Source organism: Brevundimonas sp. TWP3-1-2b1, assembly GCF_049896165.1.
GTDB classification, from domain to species: domain Bacteria; phylum Pseudomonadota; class Alphaproteobacteria; order Caulobacterales; family Caulobacteraceae; genus Brevundimonas; species Brevundimonas subvibrioides_B.
The window spans coordinates 33,571-51,455 of record NZ_JAFCTT010000002.1 but is presented as its reverse complement, the minus strand read 5'-3'; the positions used below and the strand labels follow the sequence as shown (position 1 = coordinate 51,455).

The following is a 17,885-nucleotide window of genomic DNA, read 5'->3' as shown; positions in this document are numbered from 1 at the left end:
CCGGTTTGATCAGGCCGCCTGTTCCAGCCGCTCGCCGTTGGTGACCTTGTTCCGTCCGGTGCGCTTGGAGGCGTAGAGGGCTTCGTCGGCACGGTCGAGCAGGGAGGAGCCGGTCTCGCCGGGGCGACGCTGGGCGACGCCGGCCGAGATGGTCACGGCGCCGAGCTCGTCGTTGGTCGAGCGGCGGCGCAGGGCGCGGGTCCCGACTTCCTCGCGCATGGTGTTCAACGCGGCCTCGACGACCGAGGCGCTTTCCGACGGGAAGATGATGGCGAACTCTTCGCCGCCATAGCGGGCGGCGACGCGGGGCGCCTTGGATACGCGGCCGATGACGCTGGCGACATAGCGCAGGACCTGGTCGCCGGTCTGGTGACCCCAGGTGTCGTTGAACCGCTTGAAATGGTCGATGTCGATGACGGCGAGGCTGAGGGTCTGGCGCTTCTTCTCGGCCTCGTCGCAGGCCCGCAGCAGCTCTTCGTCGAAGGCCTTGCGGTTGGCGAGGTTGGTCAGGGCGTCCGTCATGGCGTCGCGGCGGACCTGTTCCAGGTGCTCGCGCAGACGGGCGACTTCCTTGGTCGACGTCTCCAGACGCTTCTCGAGGGTCGCGTTCTCGGCCTGGACCTGGGTCGTGGCCTTGGTCAGTTTGGACACGACGCCGAGCAGGACGGTCGGCTCGGACGCGCCTTCCAGATGGGCGGAGGCTCCGGCCAGGGTCTCGCCATAGGCAGCCTGCGACCGCTGGGCCTTGGCAATGGCCTCCGAGACGGTCGACAGTTCGCGGTTCAGCACGGCGCCGGCGTCGCGGATTTCCTCCGAGAGGCGGCCGCGGGGCAGGTATTCGGCGGCGAGCATCTCGGCTGTGCCCTCGGTGAAGGCATCGCCGACGGCGAGGAGACGCAGCATCTCCTGACCGAGCGCGCCGTCGGGATCGCCGAGGTAGTGAAGCCACAGCTCGAAATTGAGCGGGGTCGGCCACACGCCGGCACGCTCCATCTCCTCGACCGCCTTGCGGGCGAGGCCGAAGGCTTCGGGCCCCCGGAGCGTGGTCTGCACCTGTGTGGACATTCTGTTTTTCCGACCGGCGTTCTTTTTTAGCGCTCTATGGTCAGAACTCTAGACCGGCGTTCCGTAACACCGGGTTAAGCGAGGCCGTTAAAGCGGCGAACCCGGCCCGGAATTCAACCTTTACGAGAGGTCGAGCGACGTAGAAACGCAGGGATGTCTCCCCCGAAACCGGCGCCTTCGCGGGCCGGCGGCGCATCGCCTTCGGTCCGGCCGCCGGGTCGGCGATCGGCCTGACGCAGGCGGGGTTCGGCGGCGGCGACGGGCCTGGCGGCCTGTTCCGACACGACGGGCGCCGCGACCACTTCGGCGGGCGCGATCTCGACCTGAGCGGCTTCGACGGGCTTGCTGGAGCGGCGGCTGCGGGTGCGCCGGGCGGGCGGCGCGGTTTCACCTTCGGGCGAAGCCTCCGCGGGCGCGAAGGCGGGAGCCGCTTCAGCGACCTCGGCCACGGGCTCAGGCGCCGGGCGTTCGCCACGGCTGCGGCCCCGGGCGGGACGGCCTTCGGCGCGCTCGGCCGGACGAGCCGCCGCTGGCCGACCTTCCGACCGGCGAGCACCGCCCAGGTTGGACCAGTCGAGATCCAGAACCAGTTCTTCAGGCTGCATCTTGATCAGCTTCATGACCTTGTCGAGCGACTTGTCGTCGGCCGGGGTCACGATCATGAAGGCCTGACCCGTCTTGCCCGCGCGGCCGGTGCGGCCGATGCGGTGGACGTAGTCGTCGGCGTGGTGCGAGACGTCGTAGTTGAAGACGTGGCTGACGTCGGGAATGTCCAGTCCGCGCGCGGCGACGTCGGACGCGACAAGGATCTTCAGCGCTCCGGACCGGAAGTCCGCCAGGGTCCTGGTGCGCAGAGACTGATCCAGGTCGCCGTGGATCGGGGCGGCGTCGAAGCCGTGCTGCTTCAGCGACTTGGCGACGACGTCGACTTCGGACTTCCGGTTGCAGAAGACGATGCCGTTCTTGACGTCCGCCCGCTCCATCAGGGCCCGCAGCGCCGCGCGCTTGGCCTTGGGGTCCGCCGACGGGATGCGGACCAGATACTGGGTGATGGTCTCGGCCGTCATGGCGGGGCGCGAGGCCTCGATCCGGGTCGGGTCCTTGAGGAAGGCCTGGGTCAGACGGGTGATCTCGGGCGGCATGGTGGCCGAGAAGAACAGGGTCTGGCGCTTCGGCGGCGTCAGTTTGAAGATGCGCTCGATGTCGGGAATGAAGCCCATGTCGAGCATCCGGTCGGCTTCATCGACGACCATGAGCTCGACGCCGTTCAGCATCATCTTGCCGCGTTCGAACAGGTCGAGCAGGCGGCCGGGCGTGGCGATCAGGACATCGACGCCCTTGTTCAGGGCCGCGACCTGGTCGCCCATCGAGACGCCGCCGATCAGCAGCACCCACGAAAGCTTGGTGCCCTTGGCGTATTTCTCGAAGCTCATGGCGACCTGGTCGGCCAGCTCGCGGGTCGGGGCCAGGACCAGGGCGCGGGGCATGCGGGCCCGCGCGCGGCCCTTGGACAGGCGTTCGATGAGGGGAAGGGTGAAGGCGGCGGTCTTGCCGGTGCCGGTCTGGGCGATGCCGAGCACGTCGCGGCCGGCGAGGGCGACAGGAATGGCCTGGGCCTGGATCGGGGTGGCGGTCGTATAGCCGGTGTCGATCACGGCTTGCAGGGTCGTGGGCGAGAGGCCCAGCTGGGAGAATTCGGTCATGCGTCCTTAGGACTAAGGCCCGGTCGCCAGGGGCGCCGGGTTGGGACTGTTCGACCGATGCGAGACGGATCGATCGAGGAGGGCCGCGCCATCGGTGGCGAGGCGGGGAATACGCGGAACCACCCTGTCTCTTGGGCGAGCGGGTGGCGCGGTAAGCCAGTCCTGTCCCGAACGTGGGCCGGATATAGAAGCCCCTTCGCCAGAGTCAAGTATTCGCGGGCCACGGCATCGCTTGGCAATTCGTGAACGAACGGTAATAATCGACCCTTGGGATTGGAATGCCGCGTGAGGTCAGGGCATGAGGAAATGGATCGGCGCCCTGGCGCTGGCGGCGGCCGTGATGGCCCCGATCACGGCCTCGGCCGAGATCGACGAGACCTTCGGCAACACCGTCCTGTCGCGCTATCCGGACGGCGGCTGGGTCAAGCACTGGTTCAATCAGGACGGCTCCTATTCTGCTGAGTTCTCCGACGGTCGCCGGCTGGCGGCCCGCTGGCGCGTCGAGGGCGAGCGCATCTGCCTGAACGGCATCCGGCCCTCGTTCATGATGATCTCGCGCTTCTGTTCTCCGTTGATCGAGGCCAGCCTGGGCGAGAGTTGGGTGTCGCGCGATCCGCTGGGCCGGCGGGTGACCAACGTCCTGCAGCCGGGGCGATAGGACACTCGCAATTCCTCCCTTGGAGGGACAGATAATAAAACCCGGGCAATATTGACTTCAGTATTTCGTCCGGGTAAATCCATGTCCGCAAATCCGAGTTGGACCGGATCTTTGGGGAGAATGGCGATGCAACAGGATCTGACCCAGGGGTCCATCACCGGCAAACTGGTGGGGATGGCCGGGTTCATCGGCATCGGTCTGGTGTTCCAGACCCTGTATTTCATCGTCGACCTGTATTTCGTCGCCGGACTGGGCGCGGCGGCCATCGCCGGCGTCGGTCTGGCGGGCAACGCCTTCTTCCTCAGTCTCGCCCTGGCGCAGATGGTGGGCGTCGGCGCCCTGTCGCTGATCGCGCGGTCGATCGGGGCCAGGGATTTCGGCGCCGCGGAAGGGGTCTATCGTCAGGCGATGATCCTGTCGCTCGGGCTCGGGGCTCTGACCCTGGTCGTCGGCTACCTGTTGGCCGAGCCCGCGCTGGCGTCGATCGCGGCGGACGCGGAGACAACGGCCATGGGCAAGGCCTATCTGTATGGTTTCCTGCCGGCGCTGGCGCTGAGCTTTCCGACCAACGCCATGGGATCGGCGCTACGGGCGGCGGGCGTGGCGCGGCCGACCATGTTGCTGCAGACGGCCTCGGTGCTGCTGAACGCGGCGCTGGCGCCTGTGCTGATCGCGGGCTGGGGCACGGGGGCTCCGCTCGGCGTGTTCGGCGCCGGTCTGGCCAGTTCGATCGCGGCCCTTTTCGGTTTTCTGGGCATGCTGTTCGTGTTCGGCCGGTCCCAGACCCTGATCGCACATCCGCTGAAACTGCCTCGGCCGGACTGGAGTGTCTGCCGCCGGATCGTGGGCATCGGCCTGCCGACCGCGGGCGAGTTCCTGCTGATGTTCGTCATCACCGCCGTCGTCTATGGCGTCATCCGTCAGTTCGGCAGCGAGGCCCAGGCCGGTTACGGCGTCGGCGCGCGGGTGATGCAGTCGATCTTCCTGCCGGCCATGGCGGTGTCGTTCGCCGTGGCGCCGGTGGCGGGCCAGAACTTCGGCGCAGGCCGCGCAGATCGCGTCCGGCGCACGGTGCGGGATGCGGCGGTGATCTCATCGGGGTTGATGCTGGTGCTGACGCTGGTCTGTCAGGTCTGGCCGCACGCCATGATCGCGGTCTTCGCCCATGATCCGGCGGTCATCGATGTCGGGGCCATGTTCCTGAGAATCGCCTCGATCAACTTCCTGGCGACGGGGCTGATCTTCGTGGCGTCCGGGACTTTCCAGGCGCTGGGCGACACGCGACCGGCGCTGTGGGGGAGCTTCAGCCGACTGGCGACCTTCTCGATCCCTGCGATCTGGTTGTCGGGGCAGCCCTGGGCCAAGCTTGAATACGTCTGGTGGCTATCGGCGACGTCGGTGGCGATCCACTGCCTGGTAGCGCTGTGGTTCCTGCGTCAGCAGCTCAAGCTCAAGCTCGCAGGAATGACGGTGCCGGCGCCTGTCACCGCCTAGACGTCGAGATCCGCTTGCGCGAATTGCGCATTGTCCTGGATGAAGCGGAAGCGGGCGTCGGCCTTCTTGCCCATCAGCCGCTCGACCAGGTCCTCGATGTCGTCCTCGGATTCCGGGACGGTGACTCGGGCGAGGGTGCGCTTCTTCGGATCCATGGTGGTCTCCTTGAGCTGGGAGGCCATCATCTCGCCGAGACCCTTGAACCGGCCGATCTCGGTCTTCTTGCCCTTGAAGACGGTGGCGATCAGTTCGTCGCGGTGGGCGTCGTCGCGGGCGTACTCGCTCAAGGGACCGGCGCTGATCCGGTACAGGGGGGGCAGGGCCATGAAGAGGCGGCCCTGGCGGATCACCTCGGGCATCGAGCGATAGAAGAAGGTGATCAGAAGCGCCGCGATATGGGCGCCGTCGACGTCGGCGTCGGTCATGATCACCACCCGCTCGTAGCGCAGGGTGTCGATGTCGAAACGCGGGCCGGGGGTGACGCCGAGGGCCAGGGTCAGGTCCGAAAGCTCGATGTTCTGGCGTAGCTTGTCCGCCGTGGCGTTGGCGACGTTCAGGATCTTGCCGCGCAGGGGCAGGATGGCCTGGGTCTGGCGGTCGCGCGCCTGTTTGGCCGAGCCGCCGGCCGAGTCGCCCTCGACGATGAACAGTTCGGTGCCGTTGGCGGACTGGCGGCTGCAGTCCGACAGCTTGCCGGGCAGGCGCAGCTTGCGGGTGGCCTGGGCGCGCTGGACCTCCTTGTCCTTGCGGCGCCGCAGGCGGTTTTCGGCGCGCTCGATGATGAAGCCGAGCAGGATGTTGGCCTGTTTCGGATTCTCGGTCAGCCAGTGGTCCAGCGGGTCGCGCAGCAGGGCCTCGACCAGACGCTGGCCGTCGGCGGACGACAGGCGGTCCTTGGTCTGGCCCTGGAACTCGGGATTGCGGATGAAGACGCTGATCAGGGCGCCGGCGTTGGCGACGACGTCCTCGGCCGTGATCTGGGTCGCGCGCTTTTCGTTGGTCAGTTCGCCGTAGGATTTCAGGCCCCGGACCAGGGCGGCGCGGAAGCCGGCCTCATGGGTGCCCCCGTCGGGGGTCGAGACGGTGTTGCAGTAGGACTGGACGAAGCCGTCGGCCTCGCCGAAGCCGATGGGCGACCAGGTCACGGCCCATTCGACGGCGCCGGTCTCGCCCTTGCGTTCGACGCGGCCCGAGAAGGGCGGGGTGACGGTGTCCAGCGCGCCGATCCGCTCGGACAGGGCGTCGGCCAGGCCGTTGGGGAAGTGGAAGGTGGCGGTCTCTGGCGTGGCGTCGGTGATCCGCTCGGGCGAGCAGGTCCATTTGATCTCCACGCCGCGGAACAGATAGGCCTTGGAGCGGGCCATGCGGAACAGGCGGGCGGGCTTGAAGGCCGCGCCGACGCCGAAGATCTCCGGGTCCGGATGGAAGCGGATCAGGGTGCCCTTCTTCTTCGACGGCTGGAGCTGCTGGATCGGGCCCAGCGGGATGCCGCGCGAGAAGGACTGTTTCCACTCGAAGCCGTCGCGCCAGACCGTGACGTCCAGCACGTCTGACAGGGCGTTGACGACCGAGACGCCGACCCCGTGCAAACCGCCTGAAGTTTCATAGGCTTTGCCCGAGAACTTGCCGCCCGAATGGAGGACGGTCATGACCACTTCCAGAGCCGATTTGCCCGGATGTTTCGGGTGGGGATCGACCGGGATGCCCCGTCCGTCGTCGAACACCGACAGGACGCCGTCCGCGTCGAGATCGACCTTGATGATCTTGGCGTGCTTGGCGACCGCCTCGTCCATCGCGTTGTCGAGGACTTCGGCGAACAGGTGGTGCAGGGCGCGTTCGTCGGTGCCGCCGATATACATGCCGGGGCGTTTGCGGACGGGCTCCAGCCCCTCCAGCACCTCGATCGACGAGGCGGAGTAGCTGCCGGGGACGTGAGCCTGGACGGCCTGCGCAGGCGCTGCGGCCTGCAGCTTCAGGGCCGGTTCCGGGGCGGGCGCGGGTGCGCGTTCCGCAGCCGCCGGCTTCGGCGCTTCGGGCATGTCATCGAACAGGGACGGGACGGTGGACGCGGGCATGGGCGGAGTGTGCGGCGATTCGGGGAGCCGTCTGGTAGGCCCGTGACCTCGCCGTAGCAAGCGGCGCGCGGACGCGATCGGGCTCGAACGCCAGGGCGCGCGCCAGGATGGCCAGCAGCAGGGTCCAGGGCAGGTTGGCGTGGCTGAGCAGCACGCTCTCCGACAGGCTCAGCAGCAGGAAGACCAGCAGATAGCCGACGGCCCAATAGCCTTCGCGGGCGCCCGAGCCCGGGATGCGGAACACGGTGACGACCGCAGCGATGGCGACGGTGATGCCGACCGTGATCGCGCCCGGCCAGCCGAGCTGGATCAGCAGATCGATCCAGCCGTTGTGCGCCGAAGGCACCGGCCACTGGGTCTCGGCGCGGATGAAGGCGGCAGGGACGGAATCCTTGCCCCAGAAGGCCTGGTAGCCGAACCCGGTCCAGGGGCGTTCGGCGACCTCGCGCATCAGGGCTTCCCAGATGTCGGTGCGGCCGGTCAGGGACGGGTCCTTGCCCAGCGCCTGAAGCACCATGGCCGGGTCGGTGATGAAGGCATAGGCCCCGCCCGCCGACAGGACGACGCCGAACCAGACGGCGACGATGGAGAAGGCCGCGCCGCCGCGTTTCATGGCCCATAGGCCTCCGACCGCTCCGACGCCGAGCAGAAGGCACAGCAGCGAGGTCTTGGACTGGGTCGCCAGCACCAGAAGCGTGGTGACGGCCAGGGTCATGGCGGGCAGCAGTCTTCGCTGATCCGCCGAGGCGAGACAGGCGGCGGCGGCCACGGCCCCGGCCGACATGACCAGCCCCATCTGGTTCTTCTCGTACCAGAGGCCGCGCCACAGGCCGGCGTTCTCGATCTGGTGCACGCCGATGGTCGGGTTGGCGAAGACCATGACGAGACTGCCCAGCCCCATGATCAGCGAGGCCAGCATCAGCATGCGCGGCAGGTGGCGGCCGGTGAAGGCGACGCCGAGATAGATGGCGAAGGCGCTGGAGATGGCCATGGCGATGACCCGCCTCTGGGTCACGCCCGGATCGATGGACCACCATTTCGAGGCGAAGGCCTGAAGCACCAGCAGCGCCAGGATCAGCCACGCCGGCCAGGCGCGCACGAGGACCGCCGGACGCAGGGCGATCAGGCCTGCGATGACGGCATAGACCGGCAGCCAGACGAGACGCAGGATCGGCGTCTCCACCTGTGTCGGGGCGAACACCGGGCCGATGAAGGCCTGGGTCAGCATCATGATCACGACGATAGCCGCCGCCTGTTCCCACAGGGGCGGGCCGGGGTCGGTCAGGTCAGGGGATTCGCCAGGCGGTCGCACGACCCGCAGGGTCGGCGCTGACGGCTAATGAACCGTTAGGAAAGCGGATCAGCCGAGCGGTGCGAGAGCCGCGTCGATCTGAGCCGCGGCGGCGGGCATCGAGGCCTTCAGCGCGGCGCCGTCAGCCGCCAGGGCCTCACAGCGGTTGGCCTGGACGGCGGCGGCGATCTCGGCCGCGCGGGCGGCATCGTAGGGCTCTTCGCCGCCGAAGTGGACGCAGAGCTCGGCCCGTTCGACAAAGGCGGCCACCGGATCGGCCGGTGGCGCGGGCGCAGCGGCCTCGACCGCCGGAGCCGCTTCGGCAGGCGCTGCGGGACCTGCGGGCTGGGCTGGCCGGCAGGCGGCGAGAGCGATGAACGCAAGACCGATCGCGAGCACACGAGACATGGCAGACCCTCTGTCACCAGATTGAACGATCACTGTGACGCGAAAGGCCTGCGGTGGAAAGGCCAAGCGAACGGCGACGCCGAAAGGTCACGACGGCGGCTCGCCAGCCCGTCAGTCCTCCTGCCGGGTCAGCAGCGCGTCGATGCGCGCAACGGAAGCCGGGTCGCCCGCCAGCGTCCCGCGCAATTCCCGCGCCTCCGCCAGCAGTTCGTCGCCGCACCGCAGTTCGTCCATGCGGGCATTGATGGCGCGATCCTGTACGGAGTCGTCTCCGCCGAACTCGCTGCCGAGGAAGTCGCAGCGCACCCCGCGCCACATCACGGCCTCGACGGGGTCCGAGGGCTCGACGTTGACCGCCAGATAGCGGTCCTGTTCCGCCGCCCAGGCGGCATCGACGGCAGGCTGGGCCGCGGGGGCCGGCGCGGCGGCCGCCGCAGGTTCGGCAGGGGGCGCCGGTTCGGCGACGGGTTTGCAGGCCGCGAGGACGAGGCCGGCGAGGCCGATGGCGATGACCCGGGACATGGCTGGCCCTCCCCAGGCTGTTGAATAGTCACTGTGATTGGAAAGCGGAGCCGGGGAAAGGGCGTGCTGGACGAAACCGGTCCGGCGCGACACTCGCCGTCTTGGGCGCCCCCGCAAAGCTGACTGACAAGACAGTCTAGTCGCCCGCCTTCTCCACGAAGGTATCGATGACCTTCTTCTCGCCGGCCTTTTCGAACTCGACGGTCAGTTTGTTGCCCTCGACAATCCGCACCGAGCCGTAGCCGAATTTCTGGTGGAAGACGCGCTGGCCCTTGGTGAAGCCCGAGCCCGACTTCGGGTCGGCGGTCGCCACCAGCCGGCCTTCGCCTTCGATGACCGTGTTGCGGGCGGGGCGTGCGCCGGGGGCTCTGGACGCGGTGACCGCCTGGGCCCGATGCCAGCCCGGAGAGGTGTAGCCGGCGCCGAAGGTGGGGGCGTCGTCCCAGCGGGATTTGGCCTCCTTCATCCCGGTGGAGGCGCCGTAGTAGCCGGTGTCGCTCTCGGCCTCGACGTGGGCGATAGGCAGTTCGTCGACGAAGCGGCTGGGCAGTTGCGAGGTCCAGCGGCCGTAGACCAGCCGGTTCGCGGCGAACGAAATCCGCGCGTCCTGTTTGGCGCGGGTGACGCCGACATAGGCGAGGCGGCGTTCCTCCTCGAGACCCTTCTCGCCCTTCTCGTCGATGCTGCGCTGGGAGGGGAAGACGCCTTCCTCCCAGCCGGGCAGGAAGACCAGGGGGAACTCCAGCCCCTTGGCGCCGTGCAGGGTCATGATCTGGACCGCGTCAGACGACGGGCCGCGATCGAGGTCCATCACCAGGGAGACGTGTTCGAGATAGGCCCCGAGGGTCTCGAACGACTGCATCGCCTGGGTCAGTTCCTTGAGGTTATCGAGGCGGGTCGGGCCGGTGACGCGGTCCGCCTTCTGCATGTCGGTGTAGCCGCTCTCTTCCAGTACGGTTTCGGTCAGCAGCCAGTGGCGGGTGTCGGCGGCCAGCGTACGCCAGCGGTCGAGGTCGCGCACGAAGGTCGACAGGGCCGTGCGCGTGCGGGCCTGAAGCTCGTCGGAGCCGATCAGCTCACGCACGGCGGTCATGGCCGAGACGCCGCGATGACGGGCGATCTGGAGGATCTTCTGCACCGAGGTGTCGCCGATGCCGCGCTTGGGCACGTTGACGATCCGCTCGAAGGCCAGGTCGTCGTCCTCGGACTGGATCAGCCGCAGATAGGCGTGGGCGTCGCGGATCTCGGCCCGCTCGAAGAAGCGCGGCCCGCCGATCACCGTATAGGGGATGGCCAGGAGGACGAACCGCTCCTCGAAGGCGCGCATCTGAAACGACGCGCGAACAAGGACGGCCATATCCTTGTAGTTCCTGCCGTCACGCCGCGCGGTCTCGATCTCGTCGGCGATCAGCCGGCTCTCGGCCTCACCGTCCCAGACGCCGCGCACCCGGACCTTGTCGCCCGTCTGGTCCTCGGTCCACAGGGTCTTGCCCAGCCGGTCGCGGTTGGCCGCGATCAGGCCGGACGCGGCCCCGAGGATATGGCTGGTCGAGCGATAGTTGCGCTCCAGCTTGACGATCTTGGCGCCGGGGAAGTCCTTCTCGAACCGGAGGATGTTGTCGACTTCTGCGCCACGCCATCCGTAGATCGACTGGTCGTCGTCGCCGACGCAGCAGACGTTGCCGGTCGAGGCCGTCAGCAGCCGCAGCCACAGATACTGAGCGACGTTGGTGTCCTGATACTCGTCGACCAGGATGTAGCGGAAGCGTTTTCGATAGTCCTCTGCAATATCCGCGTGTTGAGACAGAATCGTAAGGTTGTGAAGCAACAGATCGCCGAAGTCGCAGGCGTTCAGCGTGGCCAGCCGCGACTGGTAGGCGGCGTAGAGGGCATGGCCCTTGCCGTTGGCGAAATCCTCGCCGGCTGGCAGCTGATCGGGCCTCCAACCGCGGTTCTTCCAGTGGTCGATCAGGCCGGCCAGCGACTTGGGCGTCCAGCGCTTGGTGTCGATGTTGGCGGCCTCGAGCAGCTGTTTCAGCAGCCGCTCCTGATCGTCGGTGTCCAGGATGGTGAAGGTCGACTTCAGTCCGGCCAGTTCGGCATGGCGACGCAGGATCTGGGCCGCGACCGAGTGGAAGGTGCCGAGCCAGCGCAGCCCCTCTGCCGACGGCCCGATCAGATGGGTGATCCGCTCGCGCATCTCGCGCGCGGCCTTGTTGGTGAAGGTGACGACCAGCAGCTCCCACGGACGGGCGCGGCCGGTGGCGAGGATATGGGCGAGACGGGTGGTCAGGACCCGGGTCTTGCCGGTGCCGGCGCCGGCGAGGACCAGGACAGGCCCCTCGGTCGTCTCGACGGCCTCGCGCTGTTCGGGGTTCAGGCCGCTGAGATAGTCCGGCGTCTCATGCGCCACGCCTCCGGGACCGCGTGAGCGGGCCAGGTCGGAGATGCGCGGCCCGGACACTGGAGGATTGGGCAGGGAATCGGTCAAACAGAGGCACTCGGGAGCGATGCGGGATTCGAGAACATAATGAGCACATGAGGCAAAGTCAGGCCCTCACGGTTCATCTAGCGGAACCGGCAAGCGTGGCCGGAGTTTGGTCGGCTCAGGGGAAGCTTCCGAGAGGGAAATACAATGGCTGAGAATACCAACAGCGGCGGCGGCAACACAGGCCTCGCCTTTATCGTCGGCGCGGTCGTGGTCGTGCTGGCGATCGTGGCGTACTTCGTCTTTGCACGCGGCGGCATGGGTGGAGACACCAAGGACGTCAACGTCGATGTGAATCTGCCGTCGGTCGAGGCGCCGGCCGTCCCGGGGACCAACTAGATGACGGACCCGAATATGCCGCCCGAACGCGTCGTGGTCGTCGATCCGCCGCGTCAGACCACCGTCAATGTCCAGCCCGAGCGTCGTGGCGGAGGCGGCGGCGCCATGGCCTTCATCGTCGGCGGCCTTCTGGTCGTCGTCGCGGTCATCGCCTTCTTCGTCTGGAACGGCGGCGGCATTGCCACGCCGGACGCGGCGGACACCAACGTCGATGTCGATGTAAACCTGCCAAGTCTGCCGGAAGCGCCGAAGCTTCCGGATGCCCCGACGCTTCCACCGATCGAGCCGCCGACCCTGCCGTCACCGGGTCCGGCCCCGTCGAACTGATCGACTGAATGTCTCCGCCCCACCGCCTTGCGGCAGGGAGGAGACGCTGCAACAGCTAGCGCAGCTGGTAGGTGACCGTGGCGACCACCCGGACGCGCTTGTCCAGCGAGGTGGATTCGCTGTCGACATCCTCTCGGGCGAGGATCTCGAACGAGCCCTGGGTCGCCTGTTTGATCGGACCCAGCGGCGCCCCCGAATCCTTGGCGAACTGTTCGGCGCCCGAACGGGCCGAGGCGGTGGCCTCGGCGATCATCTCCGGACGCACGTCATTGAGCTTGGTGAAGACATAGGTCGGGGCGGTGAAGTCCAGCAGGACGCCCTGACGGACCAGGTCGTTAAGCGCACGTTCGGTCTGGGCGACGCGGGCGACGTCCGTCGTGCGGACCGTCACGCTCTGGGCCACGATATAGTGGGGCGTGCCGTCGGACGGGGCATAGCTCTGCGACTGGGTGTCGGTGACTTCCAGGCGGCCGATGGTGATGATGTCGTCGGCATAGCCCTGTGAGGTCAGAAAGGTCCGGACCTTGGCCAGATCGCCGTCGATCTTGGACTGGACCCCCGGCAGTTCCTCGCCGGCCACGGTGAACCGCAAGGACAGGATGGCCAGATCGGCCTCGACATTGCGCTCGGCGACGCCGCGTACGGTGACCTGGCGGTTACCGGTGTTGGCGTTGACCACGCCCCCGCCGACGGCGATGCCGGCTCCGATCAGGCCGATGGCGATGAGGCCGCCGATGATGGCGGGTGGAATGAGACTGCGGTCGATCTGCACGGCGGTTACCCCTTGATGAGGAGGCCACCCTGCGCCTCAATATCAGTGTTCGCCAATGACCCTTTCTGACGCCGCGAACTCCAGCGCCAGAAGGCGGCAGGCGGAGGCCAGCGGCCGGCGGCCGCGCGTTTCGTCGACCCAGACCAGCAGGCCTGCGTGGCTCAGCCCGCGCGCCAGGGCGATGCGGTCCAGCACGGCCCAGAATTCGGGCTCAAGCGCCACGGAGGTGGCATGGCCGGCGAGGACGACGGAGCGTTTCTTGAGCACAGGATCTCCGGCGGAACGGCTTTGAGAGGACGGTGGGTTGCGATAGGATACCCGACTTCGAGCAGGATGTTTTCGATGACGATGGACGCCGCCGTCTACCCCGATGAATTCGAGGTGCTGAAGCCGCAACGGATTCGGCCGGTCACCGCGTTTCGCGCCTTCCGCAAGCTGATCCGCGACAAGGAGGACACCGCCCAGGTGTTCGAGATCATGCGGGCCCTGGCCGGCCGGTCGGGCGCCAGGGGCTACGGCCGGCTGCTGAAGACGGTCGAGGGCGGGCGTCAGGCCTTCCTTCGCGACGAACTGGCGTTGAAGCTCGACGATCCGGTCTGGCTGGCGCGGTTCGCGCCGGGCACGGTCGGGGCGGAATACAAGGCGTTCCGTGAAGCGCGAGGCTTCACCGCCGACGGCCTGGCCGAGACCGCGCGCGAAGTGGCGCCCGAGATCGATGCCCCGCATCCGGTGATCTGGTACTCGCGCCGGCTCCGGGACGTGCACGATATCTGGCATGTGCTGACCGGCTACGGCACCGACGCTCTGGGCGAAGCCTGCGTGGTCAGCTTCTCCTATGCCCAGACGCACAATCTCGGCTTCGGTTTCATCGGCTATGGCGCGGCGCGGGAAATCCAGCGCGAGAAGCGGTCCATCCCGGCGCGGCGGGCCGTCTTGCAGGCCTGGTCGAACGGGCGCCGGGCGCAATGGCTGCCGGGGCTGGATTACGAGGCCCTGTTCGCCGAGCCCCTGGCGACCGCGCGGGCGCGGCTGGGCATTCGACCGGCGACTGTTTACGCCGCCGTCCCCGAGGCGAATCGGGCGGCGCTGAAGCTTCGCGGCTGACATAAGCGGCGCTTGTCAGCAGTCTTCGGGATCGGTGTTGCACCGTTCCCGCCGGGAGCGCATCCAGCGCAATCCCGTCTCCCCGCCTTCCGTGAGTCTGCCTTGACCCTTTCCGAGCTGCGCCGGCCCTCCGCCGGCGTTCTGGCCATCGCCGGCGTCGCGCTGTGCGCGATCATCTGGGGCACGACCTGGTATGCCATCACCTGGCAACTGGGAACGGTCGATCCGGTGGCGTCCCTGACCTGGCGGTTCGGGCTGGCGGCCCTTGTCCTGTTTGTCGGCTGTGCGGCGACCCGGCGGTCGCTGGCGTTGAACCGGGGCCAGCATCTGGCGGCGCTGGGGCAGGGGGCCTTCGTCTTCGCCGTCAGCTACACCTTCACCTATGCCGCCGAAGGCCATGTGACCTCCGCCATCGTCGCCGTGGTGTTCGCGGCCCTGGCCTTCCTCAATCTGGTGATGTTCCGCGTCTTCGTGGGCCAGAAGGCGTCGCGCATGGCGTGGATCGGGGCGATCCTGGGCGTCGTCGGCGTCGCCGTCCTGTCCGGCGGCGAGGCGCTGGGGGCCGGGTTCGACGCCCGCGCCCTGACCGGCATCGGCCTGGCCGTGCTGGCTGTGAGCAGTTCGGCCGTCGGCAACTATTTCTCCTGGAAGGGGCAGGAGCTCGGGTCCGCGATCCTGCCGCAGACGGCCTGGGCCATGGGCTATGGCACGGCCATGCTGGCGCTGCACGGCCTGGTCAGCGGTGCAGAGTTCACCATTGATCCGTCGCCCGGGTACCTGATCTCGCTGGTCTATCTGGCGGTGCTGGGATCGGTGGTCGCCTTCGTCGTCTATTTCGCCGTCGCCCGGGCGCGCGGTTATGCGCTGGCCAGCTATATCTCGGCCCTGACGCCGCCGATCGCCATGCTGGTGTCAGTCCTGTTCGAGGATGCCCGGTTCGGCTGGACGGCGCTGGTCGGCCTGCTGCTGGTCCTGGCCGGGCAGGCGCTGCTGATCCGGGCGCCGAAGGCCCCCTAGAGGGTTCGGCGGTCAAGGGGAATCAATGGAGCGAGGACCTCCAGGTCCGCTCTTGTCGCCGCCGAAGAGCGGACCTGGAGGTCCGCGCTCCAAGGGCGCCGCAACTCACCCGCCGAAGGTCCCCTAGCGGAACCAGCCGCGCGTCTTGGGCTTCGCTTCGGCCTTCGTCGCCGTCTTTGCCTCGCGTTCGGCCTCTTCCAGCTTGCGACGTTCGCGCATGGCCCTCGCCTGACGGATGGCGACCAAGGCGATGAGGCCGTAACGGGTCCGGGACGATGTCGTCGGAGTGTCGGTCGCGCCCATGAGTCAGTCCTCGCGCTTCGTCTGATCGAGAAGCCGCGACAGCCGCTCCCGTTCCGCCTTCGCCGTTTCGCGCTGCGCCTTCGTCAGGCCGTGGGAGACACGATTGGCGGCGGCGTCGGATTTTGCCGCGGCCTTGTCGCGCGCCTTTCTGGCCCGGTTCAGATTGACGATCTCGGCCATCGGTTCCTCGCAACCGGCTGAAGCAAGCGGCGTTTCAGGGTCTCACCATTCGACAGGAGACACCCGATGGTAGACCTCACGCTCATCAAGGAACATCTCGAAGTCGTCGGCTCCGACGGCGGCCATGTGGGCCGCGTCGATCACGTCCTCGGCGACCAGATCGAACTGGCCAAGCTCGATCTCGCCGGCGGCTTCAAACATCACATGATCCCGACCAGCTGGGTCGACCATGTCGATGACGACAAGGTCCGCCTGACCCTGACCAAGGATCAGGCCAAGGCGCAGTGGACCGAAAAGCAATCCCACTAGATCTCGCCACACGACTAACCGCGAATTCACGAGGGCCCCGCTGATATCGGCGGGGCCTTTCGCCTATCTAGGGTCCGTCGGCGACTCCGCCGATGAGGAGAGACGCGCGTGATCCGACTGATCCTGAATATCCTGTGGTTCATCCTCGGCGGCTGGATCTCCGGCCTGCTGTGGCTGATCGGGGGCGCGGTACTGGCCCTGACCGTCGTCGGCCTGCCGTGGAGCTTCGCGGCCTGGCGGATCGCCAGCTATTCCTTCTGGCCGTTCGGACGCGAAGTCGTCTGGGGCGGCGAGGCGGACGGCAAGGACATCGGCTGTTTCGGCGTCGGCCTGAACATCATCTGGTTCCTCTTCGCCGGCTGGTACATCGCTCTTTCGCACCTGCTGATCGCCTTCGCCGAGGCCATCACTCTCATCGGCATCCCCTTCGCCCTGAAGGACCTCGAACTGGCCAAGCTGGCCCTGGCCCCGGTCGGCGCGACGATCCGGGACAAGGCCTGATCAGAAGCCGGTGAACAGCAGGTCGAGCGCGCGTCGGATGTCGTCTTCATGGGCGAGGAGGGAGCCTACGCGGCGTTTGAGCCTTGCGGAACTGATAGCTGCCAGTCCGATGACGCTGACCAGATGCCGCTCCTCATCCACCACGACCGGGACATCGAAATCGCTGGGTGTCAGCAGGTTGGGTCTGACGACGGGTGCAACGACGACTTCGCTCAGATCCGCGAAGAGGTGCGAAGACAGGACGACCAGATAGGGCGCCGTCTGGCGCATCTCAGGAGACGGGTTTTCGAAGAAGTCGAACTGCCTCACAGCCACCAGGGACGCAGGTGATCCGACAGAAGTCCATGCTTGGCCACGAACTCATTGTGGATGCGGATCGCCTCGGCGTTCTCCTCGGCCCAGCGCTTCGCACGCGCCTCGGCGCCGGCCGGATCGACCTTCTGGAGATGCAGGCGCAGGGCGCGTTCGTCCATGCCGGCGATCGAAATGCCGAGACGCCCAGCCTGTTCGATCAGCTCCGGATCGATGCCGATGTTCAGTTCGACCTTGCCCATGCGCGGAAGGTAACCCGAAAGGCGCCAGAGCCCAAACCCGGCTCACTCCGGTTTCAGCAGCACGTCCAGCATCCTCTCGCGCCGCGTCAGGAAGTTCTTCGTGACCTTATAGTGGTCGGTGTCCTCGTACTCGATCCGGTCGAGGCCGTGGTCCGAGGCCTGATAGATCCAGGCGTTGGGATAGCCGAGCAGGATCGGCGAATGGGTGGCGATGATCAGCTGGGATCGGGCCAGGACCAGTTCGTGCATCCGCGCCAGGAAGGACAGTTGGCGGCTCGGCGACAGGGCCGCCTCCGGCTCGTCGAGGATGTACAGGCCGTCGCCGATGAATCGGTTGTCGAACAGGGCGAAGAAGCTCTCGCCATGCGACTGTTCGTGCAGGGATTTCTGCCCGTAGCGATTGGCGCCGGCGGCCTCGAGATAGCTGGCGACCGTGAAGAAGCTCTCGGCGCGAAGGAAGAAGCCGTCCTGGAGCCGCAGCGGTGATTTGATCGGCCGCACGAACCTGTGCAGTGGCGAATGCGATTGCCGCGTCCCGAACCGGTGCTCACGCCCGCCGCCCTCGGCATTGAAACCCCAGGCCACGGCCAGGGCTTCGATCAGGGTCGACTTGCCGGAACCGTTCTCACCCACAAGGAAGGTGACGTTCGGATGAAATTTGAGCGTGTGCAGGGACCGCACGGCCGGCAGGTTGAACGGATAGACGCCCTCATCCCACCCCTCGCGCCGCTCGAAGCGCGCCTCGATCCAGTAGGGGCGGGTAAGGGCTGTCATC

General features: G+C 67.4%; 22 protein-coding genes. 8 read left to right on the top strand and 14 right to left on the bottom strand.

Annotated features, from left to right (window positions below; translation table 11 throughout):
• Positions 1-9 precede the first annotated feature (9 nt).
• Both ACP7AB_RS02010 and ACP7AB_RS02005 read right to left on the bottom strand, forming a co-directional pair.
• A complete protein-coding gene (locus tag ACP7AB_RS02010; RefSeq protein WP_425987226.1) occupies positions 10-1,065 on the bottom strand; it encodes a diguanylate cyclase domain-containing protein in 1,056 nt (351 codons plus the stop codon).
• Positions 1,066-1,178: 113 nt separating this feature from the next.
• Complete coding sequence (locus tag ACP7AB_RS02005; RefSeq protein WP_425987225.1) at positions 1,179-2,768, bottom strand: DEAD/DEAH box helicase; 1,590 nt, start codon at positions 2,766-2,768, stop codon at positions 1,179-1,181.
• A 298-nt stretch (positions 2,769-3,066) separates the two neighbouring features.
• Between ACP7AB_RS02005 and ACP7AB_RS02000 the strand changes: the two genes are divergently transcribed.
• Together ACP7AB_RS02000 and ACP7AB_RS01995 are read left to right on the top strand one after the other, a co-directional pair.
• Positions 3,067-3,426, top strand: coding sequence for a hypothetical protein (locus ACP7AB_RS02000; RefSeq protein WP_425987224.1), 360 nt, complete (start codon positions 3,067-3,069; stop codon positions 3,424-3,426).
• A gap of 126 nt (positions 3,427-3,552) precedes the next feature.
• Complete coding sequence (locus ACP7AB_RS01995; RefSeq protein ID WP_425987223.1) at positions 3,553-4,920, top strand: MATE family efflux transporter; 1,368 nt, start codon at positions 3,553-3,555, stop codon at positions 4,918-4,920.
• Here ACP7AB_RS01995 and parE read toward each other — a convergent pair.
• The 5 genes from parE to ACP7AB_RS01970 all read right to left on the bottom strand — a co-directional run bounded on the left by parE (position 4,917) and on the right by ACP7AB_RS01970 (position 11,728).
• Entirely contained in the window at positions 4,917-6,995 is a 2,079-nt protein-coding gene (gene parE / locus ACP7AB_RS01990) for a DNA topoisomerase IV subunit B (protein WP_425987222.1), read from the bottom strand. The two genes, ACP7AB_RS01995 and parE, sit on opposite strands and share 4 nt — an antisense overlap.
• The gene (locus ACP7AB_RS01985) at positions 6,961-8,307 is read right to left on the bottom strand and encodes an O-antigen ligase family protein (protein ID WP_425987221.1); all 1,347 of its coding nucleotides are present in this window, start codon (positions 8,305-8,307) and stop codon (positions 6,961-6,963) included. The genes parE and ACP7AB_RS01985 overlap by 35 nt, the downstream gene beginning before the upstream one ends.
• A gap of 48 nt (positions 8,308-8,355) precedes the next feature.
• A complete protein-coding gene (locus tag ACP7AB_RS01980) occupies positions 8,356-8,694 on the bottom strand; it encodes a hypothetical protein (RefSeq protein WP_425987220.1) in 339 nt (112 codons plus the stop codon).
• A 111-nt stretch (positions 8,695-8,805) separates the two neighbouring features.
• Entirely contained in the window at positions 8,806-9,216 is a 411-nt protein-coding gene (locus tag ACP7AB_RS01975; RefSeq protein ID WP_425987219.1) for a hypothetical protein, read from the bottom strand.
• Between the two features lie 136 nt (positions 9,217-9,352).
• The gene (locus tag ACP7AB_RS01970; RefSeq protein ID WP_425987614.1) at positions 9,353-11,728 is read right to left on the bottom strand and encodes a UvrD-helicase domain-containing protein; all 2,376 of its coding nucleotides are present in this window, start codon (positions 11,726-11,728) and stop codon (positions 9,353-9,355) included.
• A 123-nt stretch (positions 11,729-11,851) separates the two neighbouring features.
• On the opposite strand from ACP7AB_RS01970, the gene ACP7AB_RS01965 reads away from it, so the two are divergent.
• Together ACP7AB_RS01965 and ACP7AB_RS01960 are read left to right on the top strand one after the other, a co-directional pair.
• Positions 11,852-12,043 (top strand): hypothetical protein, encoded by a 192-nt coding sequence (locus ACP7AB_RS01965; RefSeq protein ID WP_425987218.1) that lies wholly within the window; start codon positions 11,852-11,854, stop codon positions 12,041-12,043.
• Positions 12,044-12,370, top strand: a complete 327-nt coding sequence (locus tag ACP7AB_RS01960) for a hypothetical protein (protein ID WP_425987217.1) — start codon at positions 12,044-12,046, stop codon at positions 12,368-12,370.
• 55 nt (positions 12,371-12,425) lie between these two features.
• Here the strand turns inward: ACP7AB_RS01960 and ACP7AB_RS01955 are convergent, their stop codons facing one another.
• Together ACP7AB_RS01955 and ACP7AB_RS01950 are read right to left on the bottom strand one after the other, a co-directional pair.
• Positions 12,426-13,142: an SIMPL domain-containing protein gene (locus ACP7AB_RS01955; RefSeq protein ID WP_303695604.1), complete on the bottom strand. Its 717-nt coding sequence runs from the start codon at positions 13,140-13,142 to the stop codon at positions 12,426-12,428.
• A gap of 42 nt (positions 13,143-13,184) precedes the next feature.
• Complete coding sequence (locus tag ACP7AB_RS01950) at positions 13,185-13,409, bottom strand: ribbon-helix-helix domain-containing protein (RefSeq protein ID WP_425987216.1); 225 nt, start codon at positions 13,407-13,409, stop codon at positions 13,185-13,187.
• Positions 13,410-13,484: 75 nt separating this feature from the next.
• On the opposite strand from ACP7AB_RS01950, the gene ACP7AB_RS01945 reads away from it, so the two are divergent.
• Together ACP7AB_RS01945 and ACP7AB_RS01940 are read left to right on the top strand one after the other, a co-directional pair.
• A complete protein-coding gene (locus ACP7AB_RS01945; protein WP_425987215.1) occupies positions 13,485-14,246 on the top strand; it encodes a Coq4 family protein in 762 nt (253 codons plus the stop codon).
• 102 nt (positions 14,247-14,348) lie between these two features.
• Positions 14,349-15,263: a DMT family transporter gene (locus ACP7AB_RS01940; protein ID WP_425987214.1), complete on the top strand. Its 915-nt coding sequence runs from the start codon at positions 14,349-14,351 to the stop codon at positions 15,261-15,263.
• Between the two features lie 123 nt (positions 15,264-15,386).
• Here ACP7AB_RS01940 and ACP7AB_RS01935 read toward each other — a convergent pair whose 3' ends face one another.
• Both ACP7AB_RS01935 and ACP7AB_RS01930 read right to left on the bottom strand, forming a co-directional pair.
• A complete protein-coding gene (locus ACP7AB_RS01935; protein WP_425987212.1) occupies positions 15,387-15,566 on the bottom strand; it encodes a hypothetical protein in 180 nt (59 codons plus the stop codon).
• 3 nt (positions 15,567-15,569) lie between these two features.
• Positions 15,570-15,746 (bottom strand): DUF4169 family protein, encoded by a 177-nt coding sequence (locus ACP7AB_RS01930; protein ID WP_425987211.1) that lies wholly within the window; start codon positions 15,744-15,746, stop codon positions 15,570-15,572.
• A 66-nt stretch (positions 15,747-15,812) separates the two neighbouring features.
• On the opposite strand from ACP7AB_RS01930, the gene ACP7AB_RS01925 reads away from it, so the two are divergent.
• Together ACP7AB_RS01925 and ACP7AB_RS01920 are read left to right on the top strand one after the other, a co-directional pair.
• Complete coding sequence (locus tag ACP7AB_RS01925) at positions 15,813-16,055, top strand: DUF2171 domain-containing protein (RefSeq protein ID WP_425987210.1); 243 nt, start codon at positions 15,813-15,815, stop codon at positions 16,053-16,055.
• A gap of 108 nt (positions 16,056-16,163) precedes the next feature.
• Positions 16,164-16,556: a YccF domain-containing protein gene (locus ACP7AB_RS01920; protein ID WP_425987209.1), complete on the top strand. Its 393-nt coding sequence runs from the start codon at positions 16,164-16,166 to the stop codon at positions 16,554-16,556.
• Here the strand turns inward: ACP7AB_RS01920 and ACP7AB_RS01915 are convergent, their stop codons facing one another.
• From ACP7AB_RS01915 to ACP7AB_RS01905, 3 genes are read right to left on the bottom strand one after another with little or no spacing between them, the layout of a single operon-like run.
• On the bottom strand, positions 16,557-16,865 hold the full coding sequence (locus ACP7AB_RS01915; RefSeq protein WP_425987208.1) for a CcdB family protein: 309 nt from the start codon (positions 16,863-16,865) through the stop codon (positions 16,557-16,559).
• Positions 16,862-17,110 (bottom strand): type II toxin-antitoxin system CcdA family antitoxin, encoded by a 249-nt coding sequence (locus ACP7AB_RS01910; protein ID WP_425987207.1) that lies wholly within the window; start codon positions 17,108-17,110, stop codon positions 16,862-16,864. The genes ACP7AB_RS01915 and ACP7AB_RS01910 overlap by 4 nt, the downstream gene beginning before the upstream one ends.
• A 42-nt stretch (positions 17,111-17,152) precedes the next feature.
• Positions 17,153-17,884: an AAA family ATPase gene (locus ACP7AB_RS01905; protein ID WP_425987206.1), complete on the bottom strand. Its 732-nt coding sequence runs from the start codon at positions 17,882-17,884 to the stop codon at positions 17,153-17,155.
• Position 17,885: the final 1 nt, after the last annotated feature.